Here is a 23,330-nt window from a genome sequence, read left to right on the forward strand (position 1 = left end):
CGCTCAACGCAACGCATCCCCAAAAACGCGCGAGGAAGGTCGCAGGCACCTTTTGGGGAGCTGGATCTATCTTATAGAGCTTGAATCTGATAGACTCAAACGGTTAAAAATCTTGGGATTTCGAATCCTTATTTAGACCTTTTGGGGTATTCACATGTCAGAACAACTTTCAGATCGCTACAGTCCCGCTGATGTAGAAAACAGAACTTATCAATGGTGGGAAAATTCCGGCTATTTCAAAGCTCAGGATAAATCCACTAAGCCTCCATTCTCTATCATCTTGCCTCCACCGAACGTCACTGGTTTCTTGCACATGGGTCACGCCTTGGATCACACGATTCAAGATATTCTGATTCGTTGGAAACGTATGAGCGGTTACAACACCATGTGGTTGCCGGGTACGGATCACGCAGGTATCGCCACTCAATCTGTGGTTGAGCGTGAACTTAAAAAAGAAGGCGGCAAAACTCGTCATGAACTGGGTCGCGAAGCTTTCGTTGAAAAAGTTTGGGACTGGAAACACCAATACGGTAATCGCATTTATTCTCAAATGCGCCGCCTGGGTGATTCATGTGATTGGGACCGCGCTGTATTTACTTTAGATGAAGGCGTTTCAAAAGCCGTTCGCAAAGTATTCGTGACTCTTCACCAAAAAGGTTTGATCTATCGTGGTCAACGCCTGGTGAACTGGTCGGGTCCTCTAGAAACTGCGATCTCTGACTTGGAAGTTGAACACAAACAAGTTAAGGGGGCTCTTTACCACATTAACTATCCTCTTGAAGATGGTTCTGGTTTCTTGACAGTTGCAACAACTCGTCCAGAAACAATGTTGGGTGATACGGCTTTGTGCGTTCATCCAGATGACGAACGTTATAAGGCGTTGATTGGTAAAACTGTGATCGTTCCTTTGATCAACAGAAAGATCAAAATTATCGCTGATACTTACGTTGATAAAGCGTTTGGTTCTGGCGTTGTGAAAATCACACCAGCTCATGACTTCAACGATTATAAAATTGGTAAGACTCACCATCTAGAATTCATCAATCTTTTAACTAAAAAAGCAGAGATGAATGAAAACGCGGGACCATACGCTGGCATGAAAGTGGCAGATGCTCGCAAGAAAGTGGTTGAGGATCTAAAAGCTCAAAACTTGTTGGTTAAAGAAGAGCCACATGTTCACTCCGTAGGTCACTGCTCTCGTTCAGGTGCTGTGGTTGAGCCATTCTTGTCTGAGCAGTGGTTTGTTAAGATGGAACAACTGGCAACTCCAGCTAAACGCGTGGTTGAAAGCGGCACAATCCGTTTTGAACCTGAGTCTTGGACTAAAGTTTATCTTCACTGGTTAAATAATATCGAAGACTGGTGTATCTCTCGCCAGTTGTGGTGGGGTCACCGTATTCCGGTTTGGTATTGCAACTCTTGCAACCATCAAACAGTTTCTGAAACTGATGTAACAGCTTGTGAAAAGTGCGGTAAGCACGATCTTCACCAAGACGCTGATGTTTTGGATACTTGGTTCTCATCTGCTCTTTGGCCGTTTTCGACAATGGGTTGGCCGAATGAAACTGAAACATTGAAAACGTTCTACCCAACTAGCTACCTAGTAACTGGTCACGATATTATTTTCTTCTGGGTTGCACGTATGATCATGATGGGTCTTGAATTCAAACGTGATGTTCCGTTCAGAACGGTTTACATCCACGGTTTGGTTCGCGATTCTCAAGGCCGTAAGATGTCTAAGTCGTTGGGGAACTCGATCGATCCTGTTGAGATGATTGACAAGCACGGTGCCGATGCTTTGCGCTTTACTTTTGCAGCTCACTTGTTCTCGGGTAAGGACTTGAAGTTCAGCGAACAACGTCTTGAAGGCTACCGCAACTTTATGAATAAGATCTGGAATGCGGCTCGTTTCGCTCTTTCAAATCTGTCTGATTTCAAAGCACCTGCTGAAGGCGTTAAAGCTTTGCCTAACAAAGACCATATCAGCGTGTTCGATAAATGGATCATCACAAAGCTTGCGGAAGTGACGAAAGAAGTTGAAGAAGCCATGGAGCAAGAAAGATTCTCTGACGCTTCTACAGCTTTGTATCAGTTCATCTGGAATCAATTCTGTGATTGGTACATCGAATTTACGAAACCGATCATGAATGGCAACAACGCCGAAGAAAAAGCGGCTACACAACTTGTAATCGCTCAAGTTCTGAACCGTATTATGCGTTTGATCCATCCATTCACTCCGTTTATCTCTGAGGAAATCTACCAAAAACTTCCTATCAGAGGTGAAGCTTGTATCGTGGATCAATACCCAACAACTCGTAACGATAAAGAGTTCTTGGCCTTGGCTTCTAACGAATCAGCATTTGAAATCGATATCGTAAAAGAAGTGATCACAGCAATGCGTAACATCCGCGGGGAAAACCGCATCAGCCCTGCGATCAAATTGAACGTGCGTCTAGGTGTTGTAAATGACCAAGTAAAACAAATCTTGGAAAACAACCGCACGGCTTTGATGACAATGGGACGTTTGGAAAAAATGGACATCGGCGCTGAAGGTAACTTGATGAAGTGTGCCGTAGCTCCAGTTGTTGTCAAAGACGCCAACGTTAAAGTGATCATCCCGCTTGAAGGCTTGGTCGACTTCGACGAAGAAATCAAACGTATCAACAAAGCGATTGAAAAATTCAACAAGGACATCCAGATCTTGTCTGGCAAATTGTCGAATGAAAAATTCGTTGCAAATGCGGATGAGGACGTGATCGCAGCGGACCGCGCGTTGCTAGCTCAATCAAAGGTTCAATTAGAGTCTTTGAAAGATGCTCTGACTCGCTTCCAGTAAAATGCCAAAAGGTGCCAGGTTCTAAAATACTGGGTGATGTAAAGTCGATAAAATGAAAATAAAAAGGCTTCCGTAACTGGAAGCCTTTTTATTTTACGACCCCGTTCGGCGTCTGCAGCAACGCTAAAATTTTCAGCTCGAATGGAGATAGTGGAAACCGTACGTCGTTACCTAGCACCACCGGTAAGGACGTACCTTTAACGCGATCAGTAACCGGAGCGGGTGCGCAAACTGACAAGTTTGTCCTCACTGATTTTAGTTACAAGAACAGGCCATTTTTTCTGAATCCGCATCGCTGCAGCGATAATACTTTCCTAAGTGGCTCGCTATAAAAGAATGAACCTTGCCGTTTTTTTCCACGTAATTGATTTCATCACCGTTGGCGAAGTTCACTTGAACAGACCTTGCAGTTGCAACCACAGTTCCATCAGCCGACAGATTTTGAATTTCTTGATCAGTTGGATTGTCGTTCAATTCTTTATCCAAATGGATGTCACGAACTTTACCGGTCACCAACATCGTGTAATGTTGAACCTTACGGGCCAATGATTGCGTGCGATCAGTGGAGTACTCTACATACACACGACGAATCTCTCCATATTTGGTTTTATAATCCACCACGGTCCACTTGTTTTGTGTATTCAACACTTCACCAAATGTTGCGCGAACGATTTTGCTTAAGCCGGTGATGGCCAAATCATCTTGGGCTGTTGGCGGCGTGACTACAATCCCCAAGCACTCACCCATCAAAGGTGCGTTTTTAGACCACGCTTCAAACAAAGCAGGGCTTTCCATTTGCGTTGGTAAAAAGCCCGAAGGTGTTGTTTTAGTTTTATCTTCCGTGGAGTAATCAAAGGCAGGCATGTCATCAGGAAAATGTCCCGCATGCCCCGCTCTTTGTTTAAGAATGAAAGCGCTCACTGCGATTAGTACAAGGACCACAACGACGGGAAAAATGATTTTTTGCTTTGAATTCATCATTCTATAACTATCGATTTATCTGTGCTCCCCGTCAACGAGGTCTATTTGATAAGACCGATTTCGCGAAGACGTTGCATCAAGAAATCCTGCCCTGTGATATCTGGATACTTTGCTCCAGCACCTTTACAAGAAGGAAGGCAGCTTAGCATGGCTGTGGGGTGCGGATGCATAAAGAATGGCATCGAGTAACGGTGGGAATTCGTACCATCTTGCGGGTTGATCACACGATGAGTGGTCGAAGGCAAAACGTCATTCGTCAAGCGAGCCAACATATCACCCACATCCACGATCAACGTATCTGGTTCAGAGTCAATATCCAACCAAGTGCCATCGCGATCTTTCAATTGCAGACCAGACGCTGTTGCCGCAGGAAGAATCGTAATGAAGTTAATATCTTCGTGTGCAGCTGCTCGCACGCAACGAGGATCCACACCTTCAGGAATTGGTGGGTAATGCAATAAACGAAGAATAGAATTTCCATCTTTCGTCATGCGCGCAAAGAAATCTTTGTCGACCTCAAGAGGCATCGTCAAAGCTTCAAGCATAACGTCACCGGCTTCCTCGAGCGCTGCGAATAGTTTCAAGAAGTGATCCTTAAATTCAGGAAGAACTTCAGAAGGCCAGATGTTGTCTGGATAAACAGACTTAAGCTCGCTTGCCACCACAAGTTCACGACCCACGTGCCAGAACTCCTTCAAATCCATCACTGGAGAATCTTTCGCGTGCTCTTTACCAAATGGAGTATAACCACGTTGGAAACCCGCAGTCGGAGAGATGTAGGATCTTTTTACGTCATCCGGTAGAGCATAGAATTTTTCAAGAAGATCGTAAGCTTTGTGAAGATCAGCTGGTTTGACGTTGTGATCTTTTAGGATGATGAAACCGTATTCTTTAAGACCTGTGAAAAGTTGATCGATGAAGCGGGCCTTTTCAGAACCAGAACCTTGCGTGTAACTTGCAAGACTCAATGTTGGAACTTTACGAAGAGTGCTGCTTTCGGCGTGAGAGCTAGTTTCGATCGTTCTCATAGTCATCATCCCCTTTGGAAGAAGTATCTATAATATGAATTGTGAACTTGGCTGGACAATACCGCTTTGCTTATTCCAAAGGCAACAGCAACTAATTATGCGTAAAAAGAATATCGAGAACAGTGACAAGATTTGCGTTAACAAATTCAAAATGTACATCACCATCAAATAGACGAACCGCATGTTTGTTTCTGTAAGAAGCCCCGTCATTCCCCTCGTAACCACGATAAACGACAGGACGAGGATCCAATTTCAGTGTGTCCTCGATCACTTCTTTCAGTTTTTTGTCAGGATTACGTTGTTGCCACTGCGCGAGCAACTTTGACGCATGCTCAGTGAACTCCACCTGGATAGGATCTTTTTGAACTTGCGATGTCCAACCTGTTTTTGCATCAGGGATTGATTCGATTTCTGGCAGATAAGGTTTAATATCTAAAATTGGAGTGCCATCCACCAAATCCGCGCCAGACACGATGATGCCGTCTGCCTCAACTTTGACTAACTCCACCAATGACAAGCCGATCGGGTTTGGACGATGTGGAGTTCTCGTGGCAAACAATCCAATACTTTTTCCACCCATGCGTGGAGGATGAACCTTGGCGTGGTAGCGAGCGACTTTATTTTGGTGAAAGACCCACACCAACCATACATGGCTAAAGCCTTCTAAGCCCTGAAGCGCCTCTGCAGGTTGAAGATCTGCGCGGATTCTTAGTTTAGCCCATGCGCTTTTCACCAGACCTGGCTGGCGCGGGGTTCCAAACTTATCCTTGAAGCAACTCTCTATAAATCCAATTGGTTCCATAGGTACGGGGTACCTTTGGCGGGCTCGCTGCGTCAAGCAAAAAGGCCGATCTTTCGAGTCGGCCTTTCAATCTTTGTGTGTTCAATTTTACGGGAGTGGCGATTTAGAAATTTCCGGAACGTCTCATCAAACCATCACGATTTTTGATGATGATTTCTTTACCGTTCAAATCGATCAAACCTTCGTTTTTGAATTCAGTCAGGTGACGAGACAACGATTCATTAATCGTGCTAGCCAATTGCGCGAACTCATTACGAGTCAGTTTTAGATTCAAAGAGATGCCATTTGGCGTTTGCGCACCAAAACGGTCTGCTAAAATCACCAATTGGTAAGCGATACGCTCTTGAACAGATGCCAAATAATGCAATTGGCTCGTGTTTTCGAAAGACTCAAGATCGTTTACTGATTGATTCAAAAGCAATTTAACCATTGGTGACGCTTGTGCCATAGCAACTTGGATCAACTCGCGTGGGTACAACCACAACACTGTCGATTTCACGGCTTTTGCGTGGCATTGAGCAACGCTGCCTTTTACCAAGGCTTTGTAGCCGAAGTATTCGCCAGGTGACACAAGTTTAGTAACGTATTCATTTGTCGTCGTACGGCCACGTGCGTGAGAACGATTTACGACAACTTTCACACATCCTGATTGCACATAATACAATCCTTTGGGAGTGTCGCCCTCTTTAAAGATCATCTCCTCTTCTTTGAGGTGAATCACTTCGTAAGGAACATTCGAAGTTGTTGGGATGTTCAAGTTTTGTTGGCCCATAAAACCTAGGGAGTTAACTCCGCCGTTGAGTATCGTTTGCGATTCCATGCTCTTAGTCCTCCGTGCTTTATCTGAGTTGTTGTTTGCTAACGTTTAGGCCATCCTAAACTGGTATAAAACAAGAGCCTAATTGAAATTAAGACATAACCGACTTGTAAGAGTTGACCATTAGGGGATTGAAATGTTTTGCCTTGACTCATACTCTGGACGCTCGTACTTTCAGCCCGACAAAAAATCTTAAAAAATTTGTGAAATCAAACGCTTATTAAATGCGCAGACGCATGAAATTTTGCATGTGTGAAGGAATCATCAAATGACAAAAAAGTTTTTCGTTACACTGTTTTTTCTGTCAATCAGCACCACAACTTTCGCAAACATTAAAGTCGGCTTAGTACTTGATAAAGGTGGTAAGGACGACAAATCTTTTAACTCCGCAGCTTACGCTGGAGCCACTAAGGCGGAGAAAGATCTTAAGATCGAATTGAAGTACGTTGAAGCAACTGACACAAACGCAATCGAAAATCTCCACCGCAATTTCGCTCGTAAAAACTATGACCTCGTTATCGGTGTTGGCTTTGCACAAACTGACGCTGTTAAAAAAGTGGCAGCGCAATTTCCAAAAGTAAAATTCGCCATCGTCGATGGTGAAATCACGGCGGCGAATGTTCGCTCTTTGATGTTTGAAGAGCACGAAGGTTCATTCCTAGTTGGTGCATTGGCAGCAATGGCTTCCAAAACTCACTCTGTTGGTTTTATCGGCGGAATGGATATTCCTTTGATCCGCCGTTTTGCGATGGGCTATGTTGCCGGCGCAAAATATGTGGATCCTAAAATCAACATTTCTGAAAACTATGTGGGCGTAACTGGCGAAGCTTGGAACAACCCTGCAAAATCTAAAGAGCTTGCCCTTGCTCAGTACGGCAAAAACATCGATGTGATCTTTGTTGCCGCAGGTGCATCAAACACAGGTGTGTTCGATGCTGCTGAAGAAAAGAAAAAATTCGCAATTGGTGTTGATTCGAATCAGAACTGGATGAAACCTGGCACAATCCTAACTTCCATGTTGAAGGCAGTTGATGTAGCTGTGTATGAAACGATCAAGGAAACCCAAGCCGGTCAGTTCAAGGCAGAGGTCGCTCGCTTCGGACTTAAAAACAACGGCGTGGATTACACCCTTGATAAACATAATGAAAAGCTAATAACTCCGGAAATGAAGAAGAAAGTCGACGAGATTAAAAAGAAAATCATCGCAGGCCAAATCCAAGTTCCAGATTACTATAAAAAGAAGTAAGTCCGATGAGCCAAGTCCCTGCTGTTGAATTCCGAAATATCTCTAAAATTTTCGGTGACTGTGTCGCAAACGAAGACATCTCTTTCAAAGTCACAGCAGGTACGATCCACGGGATCGTGGGCGAAAACGGCGCTGGCAAATCTACGGCCATGAAAATCCTTTTTGGACTTTACACACCTTCGGGTGGTGAATTCCTGGTTCATGGCTCCACTCAAGAATTTCACTCCTCTATTGACGCTATGAAAGCCAAAATCGGCATGGTTCACCAACACTTTATGTTGGCAGAACCATTAACTGCTTTGGATAACATCTTGTTACAACAAGATGGCGGCCCCTTCTCTCTTTTGCCCCGCGCTGAGCAATTGAAACATTTAAACGACGTAGCCGCTCGTTATGGTTTCGAAGTGGATCTAACCGCAAAGGTTGAAGATCTTTCTGTGGGTGCCCAACAACGAGTCGAGATTCTGAAAATCCTTTCACAAAACTCTGAGATCTTGATCTTGGATGAACCGACGGCGGTTTTAACTCCGCAAGAAGTTCAAGACTTCTTTAAAAACCTTCGCCAACTTAAAGCTGAAGGTAAAACGATTCTGATCATCACGCACAAACTTAAAGAAGTGATGGCGTTGACTGATGAAGTAACTGTGTTCCGTGCAGGTAAAGTTATCGGTTGTCGTAAGACTTCCGAAACATCTATTGCCGAACTTGCCGAGATGATGGTGGGTCGTCGTTTGCAAAATCCTGTTGAGCGCTCCACTCAAATCGATCCAAAGCCTGTGATTGAAGTTCAAAATCTGACAGCTCAGCTTGGAAACCATAAAATTGAAAACATGAACCTGACAGTTCGTACTCGTGAAGTTGTCGGCATCGCTGGCGTTGAAGGCAACGGTCAGGACATTTTGATCCGCGCACTTCTCGATAAGCACGAGTTTTCAAAAAAGCATCTGTCTGGAAAAATTATGATTCATGGCAAGGTCGGTTCTTTCCCAGAGGACCGTTTGCGCTTCGGTGTTTTGCCTTCGCGACCTGCCTATGAAAACTATATCTTGGGTCAACAGCGCACGGCTAAGTTTGCCCGTGGGATTTTCTTGAAAATTAAAGACATCGTTACTGCGACTCGCGCGGCGATGGAACAATACGATGTTCGTCCTCGCAATGAGGGCCTGGCTTTCTCTCGCTTCTCTGGTGGTAACCAGCAGAAGCTGGTCGTAGCGCGTGCTTTGTTGCAACAGCCGCAAGCAGTTATTGCCGCTCAACCGACACGTGGTGTGGATATCGGTGCTATTGAATTTATTCATAACGAAATTCGCGCGGCTCGCGATGCCGGTGCCGGGGTTTTATTGATTTCTTCTGAGTTGGACGAGTTGATGGCTCTTTCTGATCGTATTTTGGTTCTTTATAAAGGTCGCTTTGTGGCTGAATTGTCTCGTAAGGAATTTGATGAGATCAAAATTGGTGCGGCGATGGGAGGTGGCCATTGAAACGCTTCCTAGGTTTCATCATTGGATTGGTTGCAGCTTTGATGCTGACGTTCTTTGCTGGCGAGAATCCAATTAATATCTTTATGATCCTGGTTAAGAGTGCCTTTGGTTCCACTTATGACCTGGGTATGACTTTGTCTTACGCAACACCGATGATCTTTTGCGGTCTTTCGGTGGCAATTGGTTTCCATGCGGGAATGTTCAATATCGGCGCTGAAGGACAACTTACGATGGCGGCTGTCACTGCGGCAGCCATCGGTGTTTTCTTTCCGACTGTTCCATTTCCATTGGCTCCCCTTATCGCTTTCCTTGGTGCTTTGGCAGCAGGAGCTTTCTGGGGTTGGATCGTGGGTATGCTAAAAGCTTTCCGCGGAAGCCACGAAGTTATCATCACAATTATGATGAACTTCATCGCCGCTGGTCTGGCGAGCTGGTTTGCTCTTAAAGTTATTCCAAATCCTAATTCACAAAATCCTGAAACAGCGATGGTGTCTGCGAACTATATGTTTAAAGACTACGATTTAATTGCGCGTTTCTTCCCCGATACTCCAGTGAATGCATCCTTGGTTTTTGCAATCGTCCTGGCAGTTTTCATGTGGATATTCCTCTGGAAAACCACGTGGGGCTTTGAATTGCGAGCGGTGGGTTCAAACCCTGAAGCAGCACAACGTTCTGGTATTTCCGCTAAACGTGTTCAAATCATCGCAATGGCTTTGGCTGGTGCGTGCGCCGGGTGTGTCGCTTTATCTGAAGTTATCGGCAGCGCTGGCCAGTATCGCGTGGGTTTTTCTCCAGACTATGGTTTCATCGGTATCGCGGTGGCGTTGCTAGCAGCAAATAATCCCTTGGGCATTATAGCAGCTGGATTCTTGATGGGCGCTCTTCACAAGGGTGCTTCTGATCTGGATTTAGAAACTTCTACGATCACTCGTGATTTCTCTCGTATCATTCAGGCCTTCATTATTCTTGGTGTGGCAGCAAGTGCTTACTGGGAATATCGTTCGCGCCGCCAAAGGAAGAAGGACTAATGGAATTCTTTTTCATGATCTTGGCATTGGGATTAGCAACACTTCGTTTGGCAACGCCACTGATTTTTGCATCTATGGGCGGTATGATGAGCGAACGTTCCGGTGTGGTTAACGTTGCACTTGAAAGCTTTATGCTGGTTGGCGCCTTCACAGGTTCTGTCGTGGCGGTATATTCTTCCTCTGCTTGGTTTGGTTGGGGAGCCGCTCTGCTTGCAGGTCTTTTAATTGGCGCTTTGTATGCTTTATTCGTGATTGAACTGGGAGCTGATCAAATTGTGACGGGCATGGCGTTCAATTTGTTGGTTATGGGTGTAATTCCATTTGCTACAAAAATTCTTTTCAGTTCGACAGGCTCTACTCCCCCGCTTCCTGCTGAATTCCGCTTTAATTATGAACCCTTGATTTTTGCCTTTGTGTTGGTAGCGTTACTGACATTGTGGCTAAAAAAATCTCGTTCAGGACTGTGGCTTTTGTTTGCCGGCGAAAATCCAGAAGCGTTGATTTCAGCTGGCGTCAGTGTTCGCAAAGTGCGTTGGGCTGCTGTGTCCTTAAGTGGAGCCTTCGCAGCATGGGGTGGCGCAAGTTTGTCGTTGTTCCTAGCGTCTTCGTATTCACCAATGATGTCTGGTGGTCGTGGTTTTATGGCTTTGGCGGCTTTGATCTTTGGTAAATGGAAACCACTTCCGGCATTCTTTGCCTGCTTGTTATTTGCGTTTGCCGATGCCGTGCAAATTCGCCTGCAGGGCGTGCAAATTGGTGGCGTCACCGTTCCGGTTCAATTTATTCAGATCTTACCATACGTCGTTACGATCGTGGCGTTAGCAGGGTTTATCGGTGCAAGCCGTCCACCTAAAGCTTTGGGTCGCGAGCTGTAATAAAGGAGTTCATCATGTTTAAATTAATTTTACCTTTGCTGTTGGTATCTTCATCAGCATTTGCCTGGGGAGGTCGCGGACACGATGCTATTTGCCGCGCGGCTGTCTTTTTGGTTAAAGAGGAAGGTTTGAAAGATTATTTGCGTAACAAACCGCAAATGATGGGTCACCTTTGCAACATTCCTGACTTTTACTGGAAAAGTTTGGGCGGAGACGCTGCGAAACATGGCAATCCTGCCCACTTTATTGATATCGAAGTTATCGGACTTAAAGTTGCTGACATTCCTACTGACTACAAAAAAATCGTGACTGACTACACAGGCAAAGAGAACAAATTTAGAAATGACGGAGTGACGATTAAAGACATTCCGACTGAATTTGGCTCAGCTTGGTGGAGAGCTGATCAATTCGTAAATCGTATTGGCGCTTTAAACAAAGAATTTGCGGCGGCAAAACCGCCAGCAAACTTTAAAGAAGAACAAGACGAAAACCTTCCATTCAATAAATTGGCATACCAAATGGCAGTGGATATGGGTTTGATGGGGCACTTTGTTGGAGACATCTCTCAACCTTTCCATACGACAGCTGACTATGACGGTTGGGCAACAGGCCACGGCGGCATCCACGCTTTCTTTGAAGACGCTGTCGTCAGCGAGTTCGATGGCGATCTTGATTGGTTGGTGCTTAAACAGGCTCGCACAATCAAGAATCCTTCGTTCTTAAAACCCGCGACTGTCATCGAAAAGATGAAGGCTCTGTCAGTGATCTCAAACACAGAAGTTCCAAAACTTTTTAAATTAGATCCAGTGACAAAACCATCAGAAGTTAAAAAAGAACATGGCATGGAAATCAGAACCAAGGCAGAAAGAAAACCAGCCTCTGTTGCTTTCAAGACGATGAAACCGATCATTGTGAATGACATGGCTCGTGGCGCTTTATTGTTAGCGAATTTGTGGGATGAAGCCTACGTAAAAGCAGGTAAGCCTAAGATCGGAGCCTACAAGTCTTACAAGTATCCGTTCACAGTGGATTTCGTAATGCCGGACTATTATTCAATTCCAGCAGCAGAAGCTAAAACGGAAAAAAAATAAGAAATCACGAAGGGCCACTGGTAACAGGGGCCCATTTATTTTAACAAATTTCCAGCACCTCGTGGGTGTTGGTTTTTACTCTCGACACACACTCCGGCAGGCAATCCATCACACAATTTTTGATGGCATCAATTACATCCAGCTTCCAATGATCTCGACGATACACAAAGCTGACCTCGCGGGTGGGCTTTGCACCTTCAAAGCCTCGTACATGTTTACTACGTTCTGATGTCGACATAAGTTCGGCCATCAGAGCGGGAATCATCGTATATCCGCGACTTTGCTGAACTAAATTTCTTAAGGTATCTAAGCTGCCACTTTGAAAGTGTACATTTCTGATAACGGTATCGTGATCTTTTGAAATTGAACAGAAATTGGCTATCTGATCTTTAAAGCAATTCCCGTCTTTAAGCATCCACATCTCTGAGGCATTCATGTCTTGTTTGCGAACCAGATCTTTTGCAAGCAAGGGATGCCCCTGAGATAGATAAAGATAAAAATGCTCGTAGAACAGTGGATGGACCTTTAAACCTTGTTGAATGGGAGTCGCCATGATCACCCCATCTAAGCGGTCATTCTTTAGCTCTTGTAACAACGTCTCTGTTTTTAACTCTTCAATATACAATTCAACATCTGGATACTTTTTTGAGAACGTCTCTACGAACAATGGCAGCAGATAGCTTGAGATGGTCGGGATCACTCCCAAATGGAATTCCCCAGAAACTCCTTTTGACTGAGAGTTTGCGACATGCAAAAGCTTGCGATGTTCTCGCAACACTATAGCTGCTTGTTCCAGGAACTTTTCACCTTCCGTGGTTGGTAAGATAGGTTTTTGCAGACGATCAAATATAATCATGCCGACTTCGTCTTCTAGTTTTTGAATCTGCTGACTTAATGTTGGCTGAGAAATATTACATTCGTCAGCTGCTTTACCAAAATGACGATGTTTCTCGACCGCGAGAACATATTCTAACTGACTTAATGTAGGCATAAACCGAATGCGTCCTTTACATAAGTGAAGCGCCCATAGAGTTGATCTATCGAAGCGATAGAATCAATCGAATACCAATTGAGATTATCACCACCGATAATAGCAATACCTCCAACGTAGAAAGAAAGGAAAATCTACAGCATGAAACTCTTTACTGTTGCGGCATCCGTGATGCTCGTAAGTGGGATTGCTATTGCCAAAACCACACTGACTCGTGAAAACGGCGCGCCTGTAGGCGACAATCAAAACTCTCAAACAGCTGGTGAAACAGGTCCTGTTCTTCTTCAGGATACTCACCTTGTCGAAAAACTTGCGCGTTTTGATCGAGAAAGAACTCCAGAACGTGTCGTGCACGCTCGTGGTACCGGCGCCTATGGTCAATTCGTTAGTGCAGCTGATAATTCCGCGATCACACGTGCGGATCTATTTTCCAAAAAAGGCAAAAAAACAAAAGTGTTTGTTCGTTTCTCCTCTGTGATCCATCCAAGCGGATCTCCTGAAACTTTGCGTGATCCACGTGGGTTTGCGACGAAGTTTTATACTGAAGAAGGCAACTGGGACCTTGTGGGAAATAATTTGCCCGTATTTTTTATTCGCGATGCAATGAAATTCCCCGACATGGTTCATTCTCTGAAGCCAAGTCCAGTAACTAACATTCAAGATCCCAACAGATTCTTTGATTTCTTTGCTCACGTTCCAGAGTCCATCAATATGCTAACTTACGTGTATTCAGATCTGGGCACGCCAGCAAGTTATCGCGAAATGGACGGCAATGGTGTTCACGCTTATAAATTCGTGAACAAAAAAGGTGAAGTCACTTACGTAAAATTTCATTGGAAAAGCCTGAATGGGATCAAAAATCTTTCTGACGATGAAGTCGCAAAAATGCAAGGCAAGAACTTCAATCATATGACCGATGATCTGTACTCTTCCATCCGGGCAAAGAAGTTCCCTTCTTGGGAGCTAGAGGCCCAGCTGCTGAAACCTGAAGAGTTGAATAACTTCGATTTTAATCCACTGGATGCAACTAAAGAATGGGTTCGCATTCCAGGGTTAAAAGTCGTAAAACTTGGGACCATGACCTTGAACGAAGTTCCGGAGAACTTTTTCGAACATACAGAACAAGCGGCATTGGCGCCTTCGAATATCGTTCCTGGGATTGAAGCCTCTGAAGACCGCCTGTTGCAAGGTCGCATGTTCTCTTACGCCGATACTCAACGCTACAGAATTGGTGTAAATGCTTTGCAGTTACCGGTAAACCGCCCTTTAAACGTGAATTCACACGGCCAGCAAGGCCATATGAATGGTAAAATTACTAAGGGTGAAGTGAACTATCAACCAAATAGCTTTAATGGAAATCCAGATCGCGCAGAAGGCATTTACTCGCAAGCAGATGGATTTAAACAAAGCTCGTTGCCTTTAAGTGGTGCGACTCAACAACAGATGATCAAAAAGACTTTGAACTTCCGTCAAGCTGGCGAAACTTACAGAAGCTTTTCTGAAAAAGAGCGCGCAGCATTGATCAATAACTTTGCCGGCGACCTCCTTGCCGTCAAAAATATTAAAATTCGCAATCAAATCGTAGCTCACACATACGCGGCCGACACTGAGTATGGTGAGCGCTTGGCAAAAGCAGCTAAGGCTGACTTGCCTGAGGTTAAACGAATTGCTTCTGCATTGAATGACGACACTAAAAAAGTTGCTGCTCAATAATGTCCTTCAGGGGGCCTTCTGTCCGGAGGCTCCCCTTATTTTTAGGGTTAATTTATGAAAAATCAATTGTTGTTCGGTCTCACTTTGATCTCTTGCACCGCTCTTGCCGAGGGAAACACGCCTTATTTTGAATCTGCAAAAAGTGGCGACATTCAAGCTCTGGGTGATTATCTAAGCACTCATAAATCTGAAATAAATGCGGTTGATGAAAAGGGATACACTGCTTTGATTTATGCGGCTTATTATGGCCAGGAACAAGCTGTCACATATCTTTTAAAAAAAGGAGCAGATCCTTGCGTGAAAGATAAACGTGGCAACACGGCTACACTAGGCGCGATCTTTAAAGGACACTTGGGAATTGCCAAGACACTTCTTAAATCCAAATGTGGTGTAAATGATGCTAATGAAATCGGCCAAACTCCGTTAATGTTTGCGTCCCTATTTGGACGCAACGAAATTGCTAAAGAACTTTTAAAGTCCGGCGCTGATCAATCTAAAAAAGATATTAACGGCAACACCGCAACCTCACTCGCTGAAGGCCAAGGGAATGAAGAGATGCTGAATATTCTTGGGCGCAAATCGAAGTAAATTAATTTTTACATCACCACCCTCGGTGGATTCTCGACGAAGAGCTTTAACAATTGTTCAAGACGATCTCATATCAAGAAAATTTGAGACCTGACCAATTCCAAATCTTCATTTTCCCAATGAAATTTAATGTAGGCTATCAAAAAGACAGCCGATAGTTAGATCGATTGGGAGAACTTATGAAAAATAGAAGCCTAAATTTCAAAATGATGTTTGTAATCGGCATCTTGCTAATGGGGTCATTAACTATTACAACAATCGGCTTACTTCGTCTAAAGACGATGAATGATTCTATCAAAGCCTTGGTTTATGAAAAAAGTGCGCGAGTCTCTTTAATTAAAGATATTCGTTCGATCTTTTACATCCAACTGATCAATGAAAAGAATTTTATTTTAGTCGATGATGCGAAAGAATTGGCCGTTATCGAGGATCGCATGAATAAGCGAAACGACGAAATCATGAAAAAGATAACCGAGCTTTCTTCAGTTTCAACGGAACTTGGGAAAGAAGAGTTGAATAAATTCAAAGTAATTTACGAGGGTTGGTGGGCGAACGCTCACGAAATTCGCAAAGCTGTTCACAGCAGCAATCACGAACACGCTTCTAAAATCAGTAGTGTGACCAATCGTGAATTGCGTTTAAATGGTGAAAACCTCATTGACAGCACGGTAGACCGAAATGAAAAACGAATGCAGGAAGAAGTGATTCACATGGAAGAGCAATATAAAGAAGCTCGTTTCATGATGATTCTAATGACTGTTCTTTCTATGCTTATTGGTGGCTCCATCGCAGGCTACGTTCTTTATAATTTGAGCAAATCTATCAATCTTATTATTAGCAGTTTATCTATTTCTTCAAAGGAAGTTTCTGCGGCATCCGATCAAATCGCCACTGCTGCAACGGAATTATCTGAGGCTACGACAGAACAAGCGGCTTCCCTGGAAGAGTCCGTTGCAACAATTGAAGAGCTTTCTTCGATGGTTAAAACTAACTCCGAAAATGCCAGCTCTGCTGCAAAGCTTTCTGCGGAAACAAGCGATCTTGCGAAACGCGGAGAAACCGAGATGACAGCACTTTCTCAATCAATGACTGACATTGCGGCAGATTCTAAGAAAATTAACGATATTATCGCTGTTATTGATGATATTGCCTTCCAAACGAATCTTTTGGCCCTTAATGCAGCTGTCGAAGCCGCACGTGCAGGAGAGCAAGGTAAAGGATTCGCGGTTGTGGCAGAGGCCGTACGCGCCCTTTCACAACGAAGCTCCGCTGCGGCTAAAGACATCGGCGATCTTATCCGCTCAAGTGTCACACGTATCGATAACGGCGGCGAGCAAGCTCAAAGAAGTGCTGCCGTGTTAGTTGAAATTTTGAATTCAGTAAAAAAGGTGTCTGCTTTAAATACAGAAATTTCCGCAGCAAGCTCCGAGCAGTCAAATGGTATTGAACAGATTAGTAAAGCTATGAATCAACTGGATCAAACGACTCAGGTGAATGCAGCGTCTTCAGAAGAAGCTGCCGCCTCATCTGAAGAACTTGCAGCGCAGGCAGAAAGCATGGGGAACGTAATCCAAGAACTAGTGAAAGCAATCCGCGGTCAAAGCTCTAAAGCAGAGCAAGAAATCGTGCCGAAGCTTGAGCGCAAAACTTTGAAGAAGCACATGCAAGTTTACGAGAAAGCCAGCTAATTCGACCATTTAATTAAATCTCATTTTAAGACAAGTCTAATAAACAGGAGCCACTAATTGGCTCCTGTTTAATTTTTGCGATCTCAGCTTCACCCTATTAGCTAATACCAAGGCACAACTCTCGCAAATAGATGTTTGAGTCTAAACTATAGGGAGAGAGAAATGAAAAAGAGAGTAATGTTAGCTATGGCGATCATCATGTTGTTGGGTTCTGTTAAAGCGATGGCTATGTCTGCCCAAGACGAAAACGTAATCAATAAAACCCACGCCTCCGAAGAAGATATGATGATGAACGATCCAGATACTCAGTATTTAGCGATCAATGCGGCTACAAAAATCGAAGCAAATATGGCGGATCTTGGTGGCAAAAGTGCCGTAGAGAACAAATCAATTGCTCTTAACGAACTACGTACTCAAATCATGATGTTAAAAGAAAAGGCTCCAAGCCTAGAAGCCGTCGTTGTTATCAATGGTAAAACAAGAAGTGCTGGCCAAGCACTGTCCCAAGCTGAATTGATTATCAAAGGGTTGGAAACAAATTTCTCTGAAGACAAAGCAAGAATTCTTGCTAAGGATTTGAACGACGCGATCACGTCCGTTAAGGAATACTAAAAATTCATAGGTATTTAAACGCAAAAAAGCCCAGGTTTCCCTGGGCTTTTTTTATGATCTCAGCAAGTGAGAATCAAATTACTTAGCCATGTCGCCCATGTATTTGAAACCAACAACCATTTGGTTTTTAGTCATATCTTGGTAACCAGCTGCACCGAAGTCTTTGTCTTTAGAAGACACGTAAGCTACGTGGTAACGGAAAGCTTCGTCAGCTTTAGGTACGTACTCAACTGCAACAGCATAAGCTTCGCGTTTGAATTGTTGAGCAGCTGTATCTGATTTATTTTCAGACATTTCGTACTTAAGAACTGGAACCCAACCATTGATGTTGTAGCGAGCTTCTACGATTGTAGTGTTCGTTTTCAAATCAGTAGTAGTTGCACCAGAGTGAACTGTGTCTTTGTTACCGAAGTATTCAAGATCTACAGTCAAGTCAGCCATTGGAGCTACACGTAGAGAAGCTGCCATGAACTCATATTGGTTACCAGTCATAGCGCCACCGATTGGAGCAACGTCGCCTGTACCAGCAGTGTAGTTCAAGTTAAGAACCAACATTTTGTCTACGAAAGAACCTAGGTAGTTCAAACCGTAAAGGTGACCACGGTCAGATGATCTAACGTTAGTTGAAGTACCGTTCACAGTACCGTAGTTAGTCCAAGTTGAACCATTGTATTGGTTAGTGATTTGAACTTCAAATTTGTGGTTTTCAGTCAAAGTGTAAGCCGCAGATACACCAGATGAGTTTTCTGGGTTAGCTACTAGAGCACCCGTTTGGATGAAGTAAGGAGTCGCACCACCAAGAGACGGGATAACGCCACCAACACCTCTGTTAGCCATAGATACTAAGTATGTATCGCCATGTAGAGATTTTTGGAATTCGAAACCACCAGTGTTTGTTTCAAGCTTACCAGCTTTGAACATCCATTGACCCATAGCTTTACCAGCCCACAAGTGGTCAACGAATTTATCAACAGTCATGTTTTTGTTAAGATCAGAAGTTCCAGAGTATGGAGAAACCGCAAATTCTGGAGCGAAAGAACGCAAGTTCCAAGCAGATTCAATAACCGCTTCACCAACGTTACCGTTCAAGTAAAGACGAGCTACAGATGGAGTGAACAAAGAAGTACCACCGATGTCAGTTGTACCGTTCACAGTTTTGTAGTCTGGAGTGTTAACGTAATCGGAACGTACTTCCAATTTAACGCCTGCGAATGCTGAGCTAGCTGCAAGAGTAGCCGCGATTGCTAAAAGTTTTTTCATAAAATGCATCCTTTCGTTTCGTTGCAATTTTTGAACTTTCAAATCGTTTAAAAGTATTTTCGTATAAAAAAAGGCTAAATAGGACCTTGGACAAGATCAACAACAAAAATGCCGGGGAACATCGGGATTGATCAAAAAGTGGAGTAATTACTTCGCAACTTTCCTCCAAAATTTTGCACGAAAATTTTTATGTTTCTTTTTCCAGTGACCTCAAAAAAAATAAATTATTTGCAGAGCAAACCCGCGACAGCAGCCAGTTTTGTGCAGACAAATCAAAGGCGATACTTTCTTCAATGTCCCTCTGAAAAGAGAGATATCCACAAAAAAATCTGTGATTACTTAGGATCAAAACAACTTTCATTGACGCGAAAGCTCAAACTAGTCGTTTAACACTCGATGATGGTCCAGTAGACAATCAATTTTATGTCATCTAACTAGACCTTGGTCTGTTCACACAGTCACAAAATGACAAACACGCGGTGAACGAATCCAATAAACAAAACGTAAATTAAAGGAGAAACCTGGTGCGCATTTTCAAACTTCTGACGTTAATGACTCTTGCAACTTCATCTGTATATGCAGCGGAAATTGGTGGAATCACAGTCAACGGCGAGATCGCCTTTGATTATAACTTCTCTCAAGATGGAATTGCTGTACCATTTTCGAGCGATGCTCAGAACGAAACTTATCGCATCAATACCTCTCAAATTCTTGCTAAAAAAGAAACTGATCAGCTATCGATTCTTGCACGTTTGGTTTATCAACCTACCGATTATTCAAATGGCACGACAACAGTAAAAAATAATCTGGGAATGCTTGATCAGGTCGAGGTCTACTATAAACCACGCCCTAACATATATATAGGTGTAGGCCGTTTCTTGACGACCATGGGTTTTGAATCTGTATTGAGATCAGAAAATCTATTCTACAACTACTCCATCGCTTTCCAAGGCATCACCCCAAGCTACAATGAAGGTATTCGCGGCAGATACGTGATGAGCGACCTTTTAACTGCAACTTTATCATCTTATAACTCATCTAAATATAACCTGTACGGCGATGACTACAAACCGACTAAGACTACCGAGATCTCTGCCAACGGTACGCTTGGCGATTTACAGTGGTTTGCGGGATACTTTTTTGGAAAAGACACGGCGAACTCTCCAACAACTGGAACTGCAGAAAACAGTTCCTCCAACGTATGGGCAACTTATCGTATCAGTGATAGCTGGATGATTGGAATGATGTACGATTCTAAAATCTACACTCCAGATGCAGGTGGCGGTGGCTGGTCCGACGATACGGCAGCATTAGTGAACTACAAACTCTGGAACAATTCGTTTTCAGCGCGCTATGAAATGATCCGTGGGGCAATGCATTTAGGCCTTTACGGAAATGCTGATAAAGTGAACTCCCTCACGATAAATGACAAAGTAGCGCTGGGCGAAAATCTGCATGTTTATGTAGAGTATCGCGCAGACAACGCTGATGAAACATTTAATGACGGAAACGGAAAACCAACAAAAGATATGCAAATAGTTACTCTAGGAGCTTTAGCAAGCTTCTAATTTTTAAAAAGGGACCTTCGCGGTCCCTTTTTTTTCGACATCCCCATCAAGTGTGCTACCATTATATCGAGTAAAGGAAGCAACCTTGAGCACGCACAAAAAGAAGATCCTTACAGGCACAATCAAAAGACATCCAGACGGCTTCGGCTTTTTTATCCCAGAAGATAAAGAGCATCCTGATGTTTACATTCCTCGCAACTCCATGGAAGGCGTGATGACCAATGATAAGGTCACTGTCGAGGTCTATCCTGAAAAAGGTGGCGAACGTTTCCGTGGCGAGATCATTCGTGTCGTAGCTAGAGGTACAAAAACTTTCGTTGGTCGCTTCTATCGTTTGAATGACAGGCTGGGAATTCTGCGCGATGAAGGTAAAGGTTGGGGACAAGATCTGAAAATTAAGATCGAAGACTCCATGAACGCCAAAGACAAAGAACTGGTAGCTGCTGAAGTTATTTCTTATCCAGAAGATGGCAAGTCATTTACGGGAAAAGTAACATCTGTCATCGGAAATGCCCTAGATCCTTTGACGGATATCAAGCGCGTCATCCTGTCTTCAAATATTCCTCAAGATTTTTCCGCAGAGACCTTAGAGGAAGCTAAGCGCTTTAAGGACGTTCCTGATGAAAGAGACTATAAAGGTCGTAAAGATCTGCGCGACATTGATTTGATTACAATCGACGGCGCTACAGCAAAGGATTTCGACGATGCTGTTTACGTTGAATCAAATAATGAAGGGTTTCTATTGTACGTTGCGATTGCCGACGTAAGCCACTATGTGCAAGGCGGTTCTGCAATTGACCGTGATGCTTACGAGCGTGGAACATCCGTTTATTTCCCGAACTTTGTTGTTCCGATGTTACCAGAGGTCCTAAGTAATGGCTTGTGTTCTTTGAATCCTCACGTTCCCCGCCTTTGTATGGTCGCTGAAATGCAGTTCGACTTTACGGGAGAGATGCTTCGTTCTGATTTCTATGAAGCAGTGATGGAAAGTAAAGCCCGCGTTACCTACGGTGAAGCTCAAGAAGTCATCGACGGCAATGGCGCCGAAAAATTTAATCATGTTAAAGACAACATCCTTCGCCTAGCCGATCTTGCAAAAATTCTGATGGCCAAAAGATTTAAAGAGGGTTCTTTAGATCTAGAGATTCCAGAAACAGAACTTGTCATCGATGGCGCTGGAGTTCCTATCGATATCCAACGTTCTGAACGCCTCTTTGCCCATCGCTTAATTGAAGAGATGATGCTAGCTGCGAACGTAGCCGTTGCAAAATTCCTTCACGGCAAAAATGTTCCTGCGCTTTACCGCATCCATGAACCTCCCAATGAGATGGCTATCCGTACTCTTGAAAAGTACATGGCGACATTTGGCGGTAAAACCAAGCTAGGCCAGGGTAAATTACAGAAACGTCTCACTAAAGCTTTGGAAGAGTTTGAGAATCGTCCTGAAGCGCAAATTTTAAATATCCTGACATTAAGATCGATGAGCCAAGCAAAATACAGTCCCAACAACGTAGGACACTTTGGTTTGGGCTTTGAGTTCTATGCACATTTCACATCTCCGATTCGTCGATATCCAGATTTGATCATTCACCGTCTGCTTAAAACTCAAGTCGTCAAAAGCAATCAGTATCGCTTAATGAGCGAGGACGACTTAGCTTCTGCAGGAACAATTCTGTCAGCAGCTGAACAAAGATCTACAAAGGCAGAGCGACAAGTTCAATCCATCAAAAAAGCTCGTTTCATGGAAAAATTCCTGGGCCAGGAGTTCGATGGAATGATCAGCTCAGTTGCAAAGTTTGGTATTTTTGTCCTTTTGCGTGAATACGATATCGACGGATTAGTTCGTCTAGATGATCTTGGCAATGACAAGTGGGAGTTCGACGAAGAGAACCTACGCTTGATCGCTAAACGCTCGGGTATGTCTTATAATATCGGTGATAATATCCGTATCCAGGTAGCTGCCGCAGATCCAGAGCTGGGACAAATTAACTTTGTAAAAGCCGGCATGGAAATCAAAGACGAAATGTCTGATGAATTCGATGATGAAACGGGTGGGGAAAAATCCTCAGCGGCTCGTTCCGCAGAGAAGTATTTAAATCGTCTGCGTAAGAAAGATAAAGGTCAAAACGAATGGAAAGGCGAAGATCGCCGTCGTGGTGATGATCGTCGCCAAGATGATCGCCGTGATAAAAAAGATGAGAAATCTTTTAGCGTTCGTGAAGACAAAAAAGGTCGCACCGAAAATAAAGCTCGTCGCGATCATGAGCGTGGTCAGAAGAAACCTCAACGCCAAGAAAGAGATCCAAATCAAAAATCTCGTTTCTTTGGTGATAAACGCCAAGACTCAAGAGGTCAGGAAGAAAAGCAGCAAAAAGCGATGCAATTCCGACCTGCTGCTCGTGAGGATGATCAGAAAAAGGGTCCTGACGAGAATTTGCTGCGTATGATCCTGGGTCCAGCTGAACACCGCAAAGCTAAGGGTGAGGATTCTGTAGACAAACCAAAACTAAGTAAGAAATTGCTGTTTGCCGAGCAAAGCAAACTTCGTGATAATGACGATTACTCGGAGAAGAATAGTGACAGCCTTAAAGACCGGAAGCCAAATCGGAAAGACTCTAAAAAACGCGGCGAGACTTCGAACGATCGTGGGGGTGTTCGCAAGGCACGGGTTTCACAAGGTCGCGGAAAAGGTAAAACTCGGTAAGTTCGTCATTGAACGCTTAAA

At 43.8% G+C, this 23,330-nt stretch carries 18 protein-coding genes; 12 read left to right on the plus strand and 6 right to left on the minus strand.

What is annotated here, in order from left to right; all coding sequences use genetic code 11:
- The first annotated feature begins 154 nt into the window (after positions 1 to 154).
- Positions 155 to 2,836: a valine--tRNA ligase gene (locus B9G69_RS06230; protein WP_088616356.1), complete on the plus strand. Its 2,682-nt coding sequence runs from the start codon at positions 155 to 157 to the stop codon at positions 2,834 to 2,836.
- A 255-nt stretch (positions 2,837 to 3,091) separates the two neighbouring features.
- Here the strand turns inward: B9G69_RS06230 and B9G69_RS06235 are convergent, their stop codons facing one another.
- The 4 genes from B9G69_RS06235 to B9G69_RS06250 form a co-directional block, all read right to left on the minus strand.
- The gene (locus tag B9G69_RS06235) at positions 3,092 to 3,817 is read right to left on the minus strand and encodes a hypothetical protein (RefSeq protein WP_088616355.1); all 726 of its coding nucleotides are present in this window, start codon (positions 3,815 to 3,817) and stop codon (positions 3,092 to 3,094) included.
- Between the two features lie 41 nt (positions 3,818 to 3,858).
- A complete protein-coding gene (locus B9G69_RS06240; protein WP_088616354.1) occupies positions 3,859 to 4,845 on the minus strand; it encodes an isopenicillin N synthase family dioxygenase in 987 nt (328 codons plus the stop codon).
- A 91-nt stretch (positions 4,846 to 4,936) separates the two neighbouring features.
- Complete coding sequence (gene tsaA / locus B9G69_RS06245; RefSeq protein ID WP_088616353.1) at positions 4,937 to 5,647, minus strand: tRNA (N6-threonylcarbamoyladenosine(37)-N6)-methyltransferase TrmO; 711 nt, start codon at positions 5,645 to 5,647, stop codon at positions 4,937 to 4,939.
- A 103-nt stretch (positions 5,648 to 5,750) separates the two neighbouring features.
- Positions 5,751 to 6,467 carry a Crp/Fnr family transcriptional regulator gene (locus tag B9G69_RS06250; protein ID WP_088616352.1) on the minus strand — a complete coding sequence of 239 codons (717 nt, stop codon included), beginning with the start codon at positions 6,465 to 6,467 and terminating at the stop codon, positions 5,751 to 5,753.
- Between the two features lie 265 nt (positions 6,468 to 6,732).
- On the opposite strand from B9G69_RS06250, the gene B9G69_RS06255 reads away from it, so the two are divergent.
- Genes B9G69_RS06255 through B9G69_RS06275 form a run of 5 tightly spaced genes read left to right on the plus strand, consistent with a single transcriptional unit; the run spans position 6,733 to position 12,185 of the window.
- Positions 6,733 to 7,710 carry a BMP family lipoprotein gene (locus B9G69_RS06255; RefSeq protein ID WP_088616351.1) on the plus strand — a complete coding sequence of 326 codons (978 nt, stop codon included), beginning with the start codon at positions 6,733 to 6,735 and terminating at the stop codon, positions 7,708 to 7,710.
- Between the two features lie 5 nt (positions 7,711 to 7,715).
- Positions 7,716 to 9,191 carry an ABC transporter ATP-binding protein gene (locus tag B9G69_RS06260; RefSeq protein WP_265438010.1) on the plus strand — a complete coding sequence of 492 codons (1,476 nt, stop codon included), beginning with the start codon at positions 7,716 to 7,718 and terminating at the stop codon, positions 9,189 to 9,191.
- Positions 9,188 to 10,219: an ABC transporter permease gene (locus tag B9G69_RS06265; protein WP_088616349.1), complete on the plus strand. Its 1,032-nt coding sequence runs from the start codon at positions 9,188 to 9,190 to the stop codon at positions 10,217 to 10,219. The genes B9G69_RS06260 and B9G69_RS06265 overlap by 4 nt, the downstream gene beginning before the upstream one ends.
- Entirely contained in the window at positions 10,219 to 11,094 is an 876-nt protein-coding gene (locus tag B9G69_RS06270; RefSeq protein WP_088616348.1) for an ABC transporter permease, read from the plus strand. Before B9G69_RS06265 ends, B9G69_RS06270 begins: the two co-directional genes overlap by 1 nt.
- Positions 11,095 to 11,108: 14 nt before the next feature.
- Positions 11,109 to 12,185 (plus strand): hypothetical protein, encoded by a 1,077-nt coding sequence (locus tag B9G69_RS06275; protein WP_088616347.1) that lies wholly within the window; start codon positions 11,109 to 11,111, stop codon positions 12,183 to 12,185.
- A gap of 40 nt (positions 12,186 to 12,225) precedes the next feature.
- Here the strand turns inward: B9G69_RS06275 and B9G69_RS06280 are convergent, their stop codons facing one another.
- A complete protein-coding gene (locus tag B9G69_RS06280; protein WP_088616346.1) occupies positions 12,226 to 13,176 on the minus strand; it encodes a LysR substrate-binding domain-containing protein in 951 nt (316 codons plus the stop codon).
- Positions 13,177 to 13,317: 141 nt separating this feature from the next.
- Here B9G69_RS06280 and B9G69_RS06285 point away from each other — a divergent pair, with 141 nt between their 5' ends.
- The 4 genes from B9G69_RS06285 (at position 13,318) to B9G69_RS06300 (ending at position 17,777) form a co-directional block, all read left to right on the plus strand.
- Complete coding sequence (locus B9G69_RS06285) at positions 13,318 to 14,889, plus strand: catalase (RefSeq protein WP_088616345.1); 1,572 nt, start codon at positions 13,318 to 13,320, stop codon at positions 14,887 to 14,889.
- Positions 14,890 to 14,943: 54 nt separating this feature from the next.
- A complete protein-coding gene (locus B9G69_RS06290; RefSeq protein WP_088616344.1) occupies positions 14,944 to 15,477 on the plus strand; it encodes an ankyrin repeat domain-containing protein in 534 nt (177 codons plus the stop codon).
- A gap of 179 nt (positions 15,478 to 15,656) precedes the next feature.
- Positions 15,657 to 17,165, plus strand: coding sequence for a methyl-accepting chemotaxis protein (locus B9G69_RS06295; RefSeq protein WP_265438011.1), 1,509 nt, complete (start codon positions 15,657 to 15,659; stop codon positions 17,163 to 17,165).
- A 162-nt stretch (positions 17,166 to 17,327) separates the two neighbouring features.
- Positions 17,328 to 17,777, plus strand: coding sequence for a hypothetical protein (locus tag B9G69_RS06300; RefSeq protein WP_088616342.1), 450 nt, complete (start codon positions 17,328 to 17,330; stop codon positions 17,775 to 17,777).
- A gap of 78 nt (positions 17,778 to 17,855) precedes the next feature.
- Here B9G69_RS06300 and B9G69_RS06305 read toward each other — a convergent pair whose 3' ends face one another.
- On the minus strand, positions 17,856 to 19,037 hold the full coding sequence (locus B9G69_RS06305) for a hypothetical protein (protein WP_088616341.1): 1,182 nt from the start codon (positions 19,035 to 19,037) through the stop codon (positions 17,856 to 17,858).
- A gap of 524 nt (positions 19,038 to 19,561) precedes the next feature.
- Here B9G69_RS06305 and B9G69_RS06310 point away from each other — a divergent pair.
- Complete coding sequence (locus tag B9G69_RS06310; RefSeq protein ID WP_254916966.1) at positions 19,562 to 20,605, plus strand: outer membrane beta-barrel protein; 1,044 nt, start codon at positions 19,562 to 19,564, stop codon at positions 20,603 to 20,605.
- An 85-nt stretch (positions 20,606 to 20,690) separates the two neighbouring features.
- Positions 20,691 to 23,309 (plus strand): ribonuclease R, encoded by a 2,619-nt coding sequence (gene rnr, locus B9G69_RS06315; protein WP_088616340.1) that lies wholly within the window; start codon positions 20,691 to 20,693, stop codon positions 23,307 to 23,309.
- Positions 23,310 to 23,330 lie beyond the last annotated feature (21 nt).

The sequence above is a fragment of the Bdellovibrio sp. SKB1291214 genome (assembly GCF_002209355.2).
Taxonomy (GTDB): Bacteria; Bdellovibrionota; Bdellovibrionia; order Bdellovibrionales; family Bdellovibrionaceae; genus Bdellovibrio.

Excerpts from the sequence above, each read along its gene's own strand:
- B9G69_RS06275 (WP_088616347.1), top strand. The coding sequence starts at position 11,109 with ATGTTTAAATTAATTTTACCTTTGCTGTTGGTATCTTCATCAGCATTT.
- B9G69_RS06255 (WP_088616351.1), top strand. The coding sequence starts at position 6,733 with ATGACAAAAAAGTTTTTCGTTACACTGTTTTTTCTGTCAATCAGCACC.
- B9G69_RS06250 (WP_088616352.1), bottom strand. The coding sequence starts at position 6,467 with ATGGAATCGCAAACGATACTCAACGGCGGAGTTAACTCCCTAGGTTTT.
- B9G69_RS06240 (WP_088616354.1), bottom strand. The coding sequence starts at position 4,845 with ATGAGAACGATCGAAACTAGCTCTCACGCCGAAAGCAGCACTCTTCGT.
- B9G69_RS06285 (WP_088616345.1), top strand. The coding sequence starts at position 13,318 with ATGAAACTCTTTACTGTTGCGGCATCCGTGATGCTCGTAAGTGGGATT.
- B9G69_RS06280 (WP_088616346.1), bottom strand. The coding sequence starts at position 13,176 with ATGCCTACATTAAGTCAGTTAGAATATGTTCTCGCGGTCGAGAAACAT.
- B9G69_RS06295 (WP_265438011.1), top strand. The coding sequence starts at position 15,657 with ATGAAAAATAGAAGCCTAAATTTCAAAATGATGTTTGTAATCGGCATC.
- B9G69_RS06290 (WP_088616344.1), top strand. The coding sequence starts at position 14,944 with ATGAAAAATCAATTGTTGTTCGGTCTCACTTTGATCTCTTGCACCGCT.
- B9G69_RS06230 (WP_088616356.1), top strand. The coding sequence starts at position 155 with ATGTCAGAACAACTTTCAGATCGCTACAGTCCCGCTGATGTAGAAAAC.
- B9G69_RS06235 (WP_088616355.1), bottom strand. The coding sequence starts at position 3,817 with ATGATGAATTCAAAGCAAAAAATCATTTTTCCCGTCGTTGTGGTCCTT.
- B9G69_RS06300 (WP_088616342.1), top strand. The coding sequence starts at position 17,328 with ATGAAAAAGAGAGTAATGTTAGCTATGGCGATCATCATGTTGTTGGGT.
- B9G69_RS06270 (WP_088616348.1), top strand. The coding sequence starts at position 10,219 with ATGGAATTCTTTTTCATGATCTTGGCATTGGGATTAGCAACACTTCGT.
- B9G69_RS06260 (WP_265438010.1), top strand. The coding sequence starts at position 7,716 with ATGAGCCAAGTCCCTGCTGTTGAATTCCGAAATATCTCTAAAATTTTC.
- B9G69_RS06305 (WP_088616341.1), bottom strand. The coding sequence starts at position 19,037 with ATGAAAAAACTTTTAGCAATCGCGGCTACTCTTGCAGCTAGCTCAGCA.
- tsaA (WP_088616353.1), bottom strand. The coding sequence starts at position 5,647 with ATGGAACCAATTGGATTTATAGAGAGTTGCTTCAAGGATAAGTTTGGA.